Consider the following 7,770-nt stretch of genomic DNA (forward strand, 5'->3'; position numbering starts at 1 on the left):
CATGAGTGAGTACACGCGATACGCCGACTACACGGCCTACACGACCGGTGCGCCGGTCGCCGACACCAAGGCCCCCTCCGGCCCGGTCGCCGAGCGCTGGGACACCCGCCGCTTCGAGGCCAGGCTGGTCAACCCGGCCAACCGCCGCAAGCACACCGTCATCGTCGTCGGGACGGGCCTGGCGGGCGGCGCCGCCGGCGCCACGCTCGCCGAACAGGGCTACCACGTCGTCCAGTTCTGCTACCAGGACTCACCGCGCCGCGCCCACTCCATCGCCGCGCAGGGCGGCATCAACGCCGCCAAGAACTACCGCAACGACGGCGACTCCATCCACCGCCTGTTCTACGACACGGTCAAGGGCGGCGACTTCCGCGCCCGCGAGTCCAACGTCCACCGCCTCGCCCAGATCTCCGTCGAGATCATCGACCAGTGCGTCGCGCAGGGCGTGCCGTTCGCGCGTGAGTACGGCGGCCTGCTCGACACCCGCTCCTTCGGCGGCGTACAGGTGTCCAGGACCTTCTACGCCCGGGGCCAGACGGGGCAGCAGCTCCTCCTCGGCGCCTACCAGGCGCTGTCGCGGCAGATCGCGGCCGGGAACGTCGAGATGCACGCGCGCACCGAGATGCTCGACCTGATCGTCGTCGACGGGCGGGCGCGCGGCATCGTGGCCCGCGACCTGATCACCGGCCGCGTCGACACGTACTTCGCGGACGCCGTGGTGCTCGCGAGCGGCGGGTACGGCAACGTCTTCTACCTCTCCACCAACGCCAAGAACTCCAACGCGACGGCGATCTGGCGGGCGCACCGGCGCGGCGCGTACTTCGCCAACCCCTGCTTCACCCAGATCCACCCCACCTGCATCCCGCGCTCCGGCGACCACCAGTCCAAGCTCACCCTGATGAGCGAGTCGCTGCGCAACGACGGCCGCATCTGGGTCCCCAGGGCGCAGGGCGACACCCGTCCGCCCGCCGACATCCCCGAGGACGAGCGCGACTACTACCTGGAGCGGATCTACCCGTCCTTCGGCAACCTCGTCCCGCGCGACATCGCCTCGCGCGCCGCGAAGAACGTCTGCGACGAGGGGCGCGGCGTCGGCCCCGGCGGGCAGGGCGTCTACCTCGACTTCGCCGACGCGATCCGGCGCCTGGGCCGGAGGGCCGTCGAGGAGAAGTACGGCAACCTCTTCGAGATGTACGAGCGGATCACCGCCGAGAACCCGTACGAGGTGCCCATGCGCATCTACCCGGCGATCCACTACACGATGGGCGGCCTGTGGGTCGACTACGACCTCCAGACCACCGTCCCCGGCCTCTTCGCCATCGGTGAGGCCAACTTCTCCGACCACGGCGCGAACCGCCTGGGCGCGTCCGCGCTCATGCAGGGCCTGGCCGACGGCTACTTCGTCCTGCCGTCCACCATCAACGACTACCTGGCCCGCAACCCCCACCACGACGACGTCGACGCGAGCCACCCGGAGGCGGTGCGCGCGGTCGCGGAGACCCGCGACCGCCTGGAGCGGCTGCTCGCCGTCGACGGCGACCGCACCCCCGACTCCTTCCACAAGGAGATCGGCGAACTCCTGTGGGAGTACTGCGGAATGGCGCGCACGGAGGAGGGCCTGCGCAAGGCGCTCGGCCGCATCCCGGAGATCCGCGAGGAGTTCTGGCGGCGGATCAAGGTGCCGGGCACGGGCGAGGAGCTCAACCAGTCGCTGGAGAAGGCGAACCGCGTCGTCGACTACCTGGAGCTGGCCGAGCTGCTCTGCCTCGACGCCCTGCACCGCACCGAGTCCTGCGGGGGCCACTTCCGCGAGGAGAGCCAGACCGGGGGCGGTGAGGCGGCCCGCAAGGACGAGGAGTTCTCGTACGCCGCCGCCTGGGAGTTCGCGGGTACGGGCCGGGCCCCCGTACTGCACAAGGAAGCCCTCGAATTCGCCTACGTCCACCCCACCCAGCGGAGTTACGCATGAGGCTCACCCTGCGCGTCTGGCGCCAGCGCAATGCCGAGGAACCCGGCGCCATGGTCACGTACGACGTGGACGGCATCTCCGAGGACATGTCGTTCCTGGAGATGCTCGACACGCTCAACGAGAAGCTGATCCTGAGCGGCGACGAGCCGGTCGCCTTCGACCACGACTGCCGCGAGGGCATCTGCGGCGCGTGCGGCGTCGTCATCAACGGCGACGCGCACGGCCCGGAGCGCACCACCACCTGCCAGCTGCACATGCGGCACTTCGAGGACGGCGACACCGTCGACGTCGAGCCGTGGCGGGCGGGCGCCTTCCCGGTGGTCAAGGACCTGGTGGTGGACCGGTCGGCGTTCGACCGGATCATCGGCGCGGGCGGCTACATCAGCGTCCCGACCGGCGCCGCCCCCGAAGCGCACGCCACGCCCGTGCCCAAGGCCGACGCCGACTTCGCGTTCGAGCACGCCGAGTGCATCGGCTGCGGCGCGTGCGTCGCGGCCTGCCCCAACGGCTCGGCGATGCTCTTCACCTCGGCCAAGGTCAACCACCTGAACGTACTCCCGCAGGGGGCACCCGAACGCGAGACCCGGGTCCTCGACATGGTCTCGGCCATGGACGAGGAGGGCTTCGGCGGCTGCACCCTGGCCGGCGAGTGCGCCACCGCCTGCCCGAAGGGCATTCCGCTGCCGTCCATCGCGGCGATGAACAAGGAGTGGCTGCGGGCGACCAGGAAGGCGTCACGCCGCTGACCCGGCGGTTTGGTGGTCGTGGGCATGTCACCCGCTGCTGTTGATCTTCCCCCGCAAGCCCCCATGGACCCCGCCCCCCGCCCCACCAAGACCGACGACGACTGCGCCCGCCTGGACACCGCGACGATGCTGCGCTACGGCATTCCCGCCGAAGGCCCGCACCGCACCGCCCTGTTCGGGGACGGTGCCGTCGGGGCCGCGGTCGTACTCGACCGGATCGGCGTCCTGCCGCGGTCCGTGGCGTTCCTCGCCGAGGTCGTGCGCAGTGGCGGTGTGCGGTACGCGTCCCGGCTCCCCGAGCTGCTCCCGGGGCAGGAAGCCACGGGCACCGTCCGCGGCTGGCTGGAGGCGGCCGGGACCGTGGCCCGTCCGGTGGTCGGCGACGAGACCACCGCCCGCTGGCTGGAGTCCGTGGCCGAGCTGATCGGGCTGCGCCGCACCAGCCGCGCCCGGGGCCGCTGACCGGCGTTCAGACCGCGGGCCGCAGCTCCCGGGCCAGGTACGGGGCCGTACGGCTGCCCGGCGCCTTTGCCACCTCGGCCGGCGGCCCGGCCGCGACGATCCGGCCGCCCTCGTCACCGCCGCCGGGGCCGAGGTCTATCACCCAGTCGGCGCCCGCCACCACCGCCATGTCGTGCTCGACCACGATCACCGTGTGGCCCTGGTCCACCAGGCCGTGCAACTGCCGCATCAGCACCTCGACATCGGCCGGGTGCAGCCCGGTCGTCGGCTCGTCGAGGAGGTAGACGGTGTGGCCCCGGCGGGTGCGCTGGAGCTCGCTCGCCAGCTTGATGCGCTGCGCCTCGCCGCCCGACAGCTCCGTCGCGGGCTGTCCGAGCCGCAGATAGCCGAGCCCGACGTCGAGGAGCGCCCGGAGGCTGCGTACGGCGGCGGGGGTGTCCGCGAAGAACCCGGCCGCCGCCTCGACGGTCAGGTCGAGCACTCCGGCGATGCTGAGCCCCCGGAACGTGACCTCCAGGGTCTCCGGGTTGTAGCGCGCGCCGTGGCAGTCCGGGCACGGGGTGTACGTACTCGGCAGGAAGAGCAGCTCCACCGAGACGAACCCCTCGCCCTGGCACGTCTCGCACCGTCCGCCGGGCACGTTGAAGGAGAACCGCCCCGCCTTGTACCCGCGCGCCCGCGCCTCCTCCGTGCCGGTGAAGAGCTTGCGTACGACGTCGAAGAGTCCGGTGTACGTCGCCAGGTTGGAGCGGGGCGTACGTCCGATCGGGCGCTGGTCGACCTGGACCAGCCGCTCCACGGCCTCCAGCCCTTCGGCCGAGGCACACCCCGCCCCCGTCCCCGGCTCCGCCCCCGTGTTCGTCCGGTCCGCCAGGACGCCCGCGAGCACCTGCCCGACCAGGGTCGACTTCCCGGAACCCGACACCCCCGTCACGGCGGTGAAGACCCCGAGCGGGAACTCGGCGTCCACGCCGCGCACGTTGTGCCGCTCGACACCGTTCAGCCGCAGCAGGCCCGAGGGGGTGCGGACCTCGCGCGGCGCGGCGGGTTCGCGGTCGAAGAGGAAGCGGCGGGTCGCCGATTCGGCGACCCCGGCCAGACCGGCGGGCGGGCCGCTGTGCAGCACCCGGCCGCCGTGCTCGCCCGCGTGCGGACCGACGTCGACGAGCCAGTCCGCGCTGCGCACCACGTCCAGGTGGTGTTCCACGACGAAGACCGAGTTGCCCGCCGCCTTCAGCCGGCCGAGGACGACCAGCAGGGCCTCGGTGTCGGCCGGGTGCAGCCCGGCCGACGGCTCGTCCAGTACGTACACGACGCCGAAGAGCCCCGAGCGCAGCTGTGTCGCCAGGCGCAGGCGCTGGAGTTCGCCGGAGGAGAGCGTCGGCGTCGTACGGTCGAGGCTCAGATAGCCGAGCCCCAGCTCGGTGACGACCGCGATCCGCGCCAGCAGGTCGCCCGTCAGGACGCGCGCCGCCTCGCTCCCGTCGGACCCGTCCGGTGCCGACACCGCGGAGTCCAGCACGCGTGCGAGCGCCGACAGCGGCAGCCCGGCCAGCTCGGCGATCGTCCGGCCGCCGAACGTGACCGCGAGCGCCTCGGGGCGCAGCCTGCTGCCGCCGCACACCGGACACGGCTCGGCGGTCAGGAAGCGCTCGGCCCTCGCCCGCAGGGTCTGGCTCCTGGAGTCGGCGAAGGTGTGCATGACGTAGCGCCGGGCGCTCATGTACGTGCCCTGGTACGGGCGCTGGATGCGGCCGGCGTCGCGCACCGGGTGCACGGTGACGACCGGCTGCTCGTCGGTGAACAGGATCCAGTCGCGGTCCCGCTGCTCCAGCTCGCGCCAGGGCCGGTCCACGTCGTACCCGAGCGCGTCCAGCACGTCGCGCAGGTTCTTGCCCTGCCAGGCGCCCGGCCAGGCCGCGATCGCGCCTTCCCGGACGGAGAGTGACGGGTCGGGTACGAGCAGTTCCTCGCTGGTGCGGTGGACGCGGCCGAGGCCGTGGCATTCGGGGCACGCGCCGGCCGCCGTGTTCGGCGAGAACGCGTCCGAGTCGAGGCGGGCCGCGCCGGGCGGGTACGTGCCCGCGCGCGAGAACAGCATCCGCAGTGAGTTGGAGAGGGCCGTGACCGTCCCGACCGAGGACCGCGAGGTCGGCGCCGACCTGCGCTGTTCCAGCGACACGGCGGGCGGCAGACCGCTGATCTCACCGACCTTGGGCGCGCCGGCCTGGTGGATCAGGCGGCGGGCGTACGGCGCGACGGATTCGAAGTAGCGGCGCTGGGCCTCGGCGTAGACCGTCCCGAAGGCGAGTGAGGACTTCCCGGAACCCGAGACGCCGGTGAAGACGACGAGCGCGTCACGGGGGATGTCGACGTCGACGTGCCGGAGGTTGTGCTCGTCGGCGCCGCGCACGCGCACGTACGGGTCGTGGGCACTGTGCATCGGGGGGCTCCGTACGCGGGGACTGGTGCGACAAACGGCTCGATTCTAGGCGGCGTCCGTGCCGGTCAGCCCCACCAGGCGGGCCAGCCGCCGGTACGAGTCGAGCAGCGCCCCGCGGTCGTACGTACTCGTCGCGACCAGGTACTCGTCCGCGCCGCTGCGGCCGAGCACCTTCTCCAGGGCGTCCGCGACCTCGTCCCCGGTGCCGTGGATGTGCCCGCGCCGGGCGTCGTCGAAGAGCTTCCGCTCGCGGTCGCTCATCGGCCGGGCCAGGATCTCGTCGGCGGGCGCGAGCGGCGGGAACGTCCCGCGGGTGCGGGAGTACGCCGATGCCCAGGCCTCCGGCACCAGCAGCCGCGCGGCCTCCTCGGAGGTCCCGGCCACGGCCACCGTGCCCGACAGCACGACGTACGGCCGCTCGCCCCACGGGGAGGGCCGGAACGCCTCCCGGTACCCGTCGATCGCGCGCAGCATCTCGTCCTCGCCGCGCGCCGCCGCGATCACCAGCGGCAGCCCGGCCGCCGCCGCGACCTGGGCCCCGGCGCCCGTGGCCAGCACGAACGCGGGGATCCGCAGCCCCTCCGCGGGGTGGGCGTGGACCTGCGGGTGCGCGCTCTGGTCGCCGGTGAAGTAACCCAGCAACTCGCCCAGCTGGGTGGCGAAGCCCCCGGCGTCCTTCTTGTCCCGGCCCAGCGCCCTGCGTATCCCGTCGGTGAATCCGACGGAGCGGCCGAGACCCATGTCGATCCGGCCGGGGAAGAGCGACTCCAGTACGCCGAACTGTTCCGCGACGACCAGGGGCTGATGATTCGGCAGCATCACACCGCCCGTGCCCACCCGGACGGTGGACGTCGCGGCGGCGACGGCGGCGGCGAGCACGGTCGGCGCGGAACCGGCCACGCCGGGCACGCTGTGGTGCTCCGACACCCAGAACCGGTGATAGCCCAGCGCCTCGATCCGCCGGGCGAGGTCCACGGTGTCCCGCAGTGCCTGCGGTGCGTCGTGCGCCTCGCGCGTACGGGAACGGTCGAGTACGGAGAACCGGGTCTGCGCGATCACTGAGCTCACCCTCACTTCAACGCCTGTCCCGCGCGGGGATTCCCGGCCGGCGCGGAAAGACCGGCCGGGTACGCCCTAAGGTGCCTCAATGACGCACAGCAGCAGACCACTGGCCGTGTTCGACCTGGACGGGACTCTCGCGGACACGGCGCACCGCCAGCACTTCCTGGAGCGCAGGCCGCGGGACTGGACCGCCTTCTTCGGCGCGGCGCCCCAGGACCCGCCGCTGCCCGAGGGGGTACGGATGGTCCTGGAGAGCGCGCGGGAGTGCGAGGTCGCCTACCTCACCGGTCGCCCCGAGCGGTGCCGGCGCGACACGCTCGCCTGGCTCGCCGCGCAGGACCTGCCCGGGGGACGGATCTGGATGCGCCGCGACAACGACCGGCGGCCCGCCCGCCACACCAAGCTGGAGATCCTGGAACGGCTGGCGGCGCAGGGCCGGGAGATCCGGATGCTCGTGGACGACGACGAGCTGGTCTGCGTCGCGGCGGAGCAGGCCGGGTTCCGGGTCGTACGCGCCCGCTGGGCGGCCACGTCGGCGGCGCTCAGGGACGCGCAGGAGCGCGAGGGCCGTACCTGACGCGTTCCCGCCCGGCCCGACGCGCTCCCGGCCAGGGGGTCACTCCGTGTCTTCGAGACGGAAGCCGACCTTGAGGCCCACCTGGTAGTGCTCGATCCGGCCGTCGACGATGTGGCCACGCACCTGTGTCATCTCGAACCAGTCGAGGCCGCGCAGCGTCTGCGAGGCACGGTCGATGCCGTTGCGGATCGCCTGGTCCAGGCCCTCCGTCGAGGTGCCGACGATCTCGGTGACGCGGTACGTGTGGTCGGACATGGGGGCTCCCTCTCTGCTCCTGGCGGCGCGGGGCGTCCCGGCGCGCGCTTCTCCCACCGTGCCCCAGCAGTCGCCGGGGCGCATGTTCGGCTTCTGGCACTGTGCGGGTGCCCCGCGGGGCGGTTCCCTACCCCCCCGGACTTCGTCCGGGGGGGGGTGCCTCTATGTCGTTCGTCAAGACGGTGCCGTCGTGTTTTGGGTGGGTTTTGGTGTTGCCGGGCGTTGGGGGGTGGGGCGCGCTTGGGGGCGGCCCGCC

Annotated in this window: 7 protein-coding genes; 4 read left to right on the forward strand and 3 right to left on the reverse strand. The window is 72.8% G+C overall.

Annotation, left to right across the window (positions count from 1 at the left end; translation table 11 throughout):
* Position 1 precedes the first annotated feature (1 nt).
* The 3 genes from ACWD0Y_RS28750 (at position 2) to ACWD0Y_RS28760 (ending at position 3,177) form a co-directional block, all read left to right on the forward strand.
* A complete protein-coding gene (locus tag ACWD0Y_RS28750) occupies positions 2 to 1,969 on the forward strand; it encodes a fumarate reductase/succinate dehydrogenase flavoprotein subunit (RefSeq protein WP_450263240.1) in 1,968 nt (655 codons plus the stop codon).
* On the forward strand, positions 1,966 to 2,715 hold the full coding sequence (locus ACWD0Y_RS28755; RefSeq protein WP_450263241.1) for a succinate dehydrogenase/fumarate reductase iron-sulfur subunit: 750 nt from the start codon (positions 1,966 to 1,968) through the stop codon (positions 2,713 to 2,715). The genes ACWD0Y_RS28750 and ACWD0Y_RS28755 overlap by 4 nt, the downstream gene beginning before the upstream one ends.
* A gap of 63 nt (positions 2,716 to 2,778) precedes the next feature.
* Positions 2,779 to 3,177 carry a hypothetical protein gene (locus ACWD0Y_RS28760; protein WP_450263242.1) on the forward strand — a complete coding sequence of 133 codons (399 nt, stop codon included), beginning with the start codon at positions 2,779 to 2,781 and terminating at the stop codon, positions 3,175 to 3,177.
* 7 nt (positions 3,178 to 3,184) lie between these two features.
* On the opposite strand, the gene uvrA is transcribed toward ACWD0Y_RS28760, so the two are convergent.
* Complete coding sequence (gene uvrA / locus ACWD0Y_RS28765) at positions 3,185 to 5,620, reverse strand: excinuclease ABC subunit UvrA (RefSeq protein ID WP_450263243.1); 2,436 nt, start codon at positions 5,618 to 5,620, stop codon at positions 3,185 to 3,187.
* Positions 5,621 to 5,665: 45 nt separating this feature from the next.
* Positions 5,666 to 6,688: an MsnO8 family LLM class oxidoreductase gene (locus ACWD0Y_RS28770; protein WP_450263244.1), complete on the reverse strand. Its 1,023-nt coding sequence runs from the start codon at positions 6,686 to 6,688 to the stop codon at positions 5,666 to 5,668.
* Between the two features lie 79 nt (positions 6,689 to 6,767).
* On the opposite strand from ACWD0Y_RS28770, the gene ACWD0Y_RS28775 reads away from it, so the two are divergent.
* Positions 6,768 to 7,259 carry a phosphatase domain-containing protein gene (locus ACWD0Y_RS28775; protein ID WP_450263245.1) on the forward strand — a complete coding sequence of 164 codons (492 nt, stop codon included), beginning with the start codon at positions 6,768 to 6,770 and terminating at the stop codon, positions 7,257 to 7,259.
* Positions 7,260 to 7,298: 39 nt separating this feature from the next.
* On the opposite strand, the gene ACWD0Y_RS28780 is transcribed toward ACWD0Y_RS28775, so the two are convergent.
* On the reverse strand, positions 7,299 to 7,514 hold the full coding sequence (locus ACWD0Y_RS28780; protein ID WP_093797521.1) for a dodecin: 216 nt from the start codon (positions 7,512 to 7,514) through the stop codon (positions 7,299 to 7,301).
* Positions 7,515 to 7,770: the final 256 nt, after the last annotated feature.

The organism is Streptomyces altiplanensis (assembly GCF_053591575.1).

What these genes read in the sequence shown, in the direction of transcription:
- ACWD0Y_RS28750 (WP_450263240.1), top strand. Translation starts at nt 2, where the DNA reads ATGAGTGAGTACACGCGATACGCCGACTACACGGCCTACACGACCGGT.
- ACWD0Y_RS28755 (WP_450263241.1), top strand. Translation starts at nt 1,966, where the DNA reads ATGAGGCTCACCCTGCGCGTCTGGCGCCAGCGCAATGCCGAGGAACCC.
- ACWD0Y_RS28760 (WP_450263242.1), top strand. Translation starts at nt 2,779, where the DNA reads ATGGACCCCGCCCCCCGCCCCACCAAGACCGACGACGACTGCGCCCGC.
- ACWD0Y_RS28780 (WP_093797521.1), bottom strand. Translation starts at nt 7,514, where the DNA reads ATGTCCGACCACACGTACCGCGTCACCGAGATCGTCGGCACCTCGACG.
- uvrA (WP_450263243.1), bottom strand. Translation starts at nt 5,620, where the DNA reads ATGCACAGTGCCCACGACCCGTACGTGCGCGTGCGCGGCGCCGACGAG.
- ACWD0Y_RS28775 (WP_450263245.1), top strand. Translation starts at nt 6,768, where the DNA reads ATGACGCACAGCAGCAGACCACTGGCCGTGTTCGACCTGGACGGGACT.